Annotated in this window: 2 protein-coding genes; one reads left to right on the top strand and one right to left on the bottom strand. The window is 63.3% G+C overall.

Annotated features, from left to right (window positions below; translation table 11 throughout):
- Window positions 1-243, top strand: a 243-nt coding sequence (locus PTE30175_RS27985; RefSeq protein ID WP_150700331.1) for a type VI secretion system baseplate subunit TssF, incomplete at its 5' end; no start/stop codon positions are given.
- A 126-nt stretch (window positions 244-369) separates the two neighbouring features.
- Here the strand turns inward: PTE30175_RS27985 and PTE30175_RS27980 are convergent.
- Window positions 370-1,185 (bottom strand): ABC transporter permease subunit, encoded by an 816-nt coding sequence (locus PTE30175_RS27980; RefSeq protein ID WP_150700330.1) that lies wholly within the window; start codon window positions 1,183-1,185, stop codon window positions 370-372.
- Between the last annotated feature and the right edge of the window lies 1 nt (window position 1,186).

The raw sequence follows: 1,186 nt of genomic DNA, 5'->3' as shown, positions 1-1,186 counted from the left end.
AAGCTCGAGCGCGGCGGGCTGCGGCGCGGCGTCGAGATCGAGGTCACGCTCGACCCGAGCGGCTTCATGGGGTCGGGGGATATCGCATTGTTCGGCGACGTGCTGAACCGGTTCATCGGGCGCTACGCCAGTGTGCAGCACTTCGTTCAGCTGGTGCTGTGCGTGGCGCCGTCCGACTTCGACAGGGCGTCGGCGGCGCGTATCGAGTTTGCACGCATTGAATACGACGGACCGGGACTGTAAATGGAAGGGGGCCGGCGCACGATTCTTTTCGTTTCGCGAGCAGCGCCCCCAAAACAAAGTCCCCCGCACAACATCGTGCGGGGGACCTTGGCAGTGCCGGGTAGTCTCGCTCGTTTCGGTCGCGCCTTACACCTTGCCCTTCCAAGGCACCAGCACCTTTTCCAGATACCGCATCAGCAAGTCGAAGCTGAACGCGAAGACGCCGATCACGATGATGCCCATGATGACAACGTCCGATGCAAGGAACTCGGCGGCGTTGAGCACCATGAAGCCTAAGCCGCTGCTCGAGGCCACCATTTCCGCGGCAACGAGTGTCGTCCAGCCCACGCCGATGCCGATGCGCATGCCCGTGAAGATCTCCGGCAACGCCGACTTGACGATCACGTGCATCACAATCTGCCGTGGCGACGCCCCCATCGAGTACGCCGCATGAATCTGTTCCATCGACACCGAACGCACACCGGCGCGGGCCGCGATGGCCAGCGGCGCGAAGATCGCCAGATAGATCAGGAACATTTTCGAGAACTCGCCGATGCCGAACCAGATGATCACGAGCGGCAAGTACGCCAGCGGCGGCAACGGCCGGTAGAACTCGATCGGCGGATCGAACACCCCGCGCGCGATACGCGACACCCCCATCATGATGCCGATGGGAATCGCCGTCACGCACGCGAGCGCAAACGCGCCGAATACGCGGCCCAGGCTGATCAGCGTGTGCTGCCACAGCGTCGATCCGGCGAAGCCGTCCGTCGAGACCTGTATGAACTTCTCGAAGATCGCACGCGGACCCGGCAGGAACAGTGGCTTGATCATGCCCGACGACGTGATCGCAATCCAGATCAGCAGCAGCGCCGCCACCGTGATCACGCTGATCAGCAGGCTCTGGCCCTGACCGGGGGCGCCGAAGGCTTCACCCGGTTTCGCGGGGCTTTTCGCGAACAGG

This window comes from Pandoraea terrae (genome assembly GCF_902459695.1).
In the GTDB taxonomy this organism is placed as follows: domain Bacteria; phylum Pseudomonadota; class Gammaproteobacteria; order Burkholderiales; family Burkholderiaceae; genus Pandoraea; species Pandoraea terrae.
The sequence above is the reverse complement of the archived record's forward strand: the minus strand, read 5'-3'. Positions and strand labels throughout refer to the sequence as shown.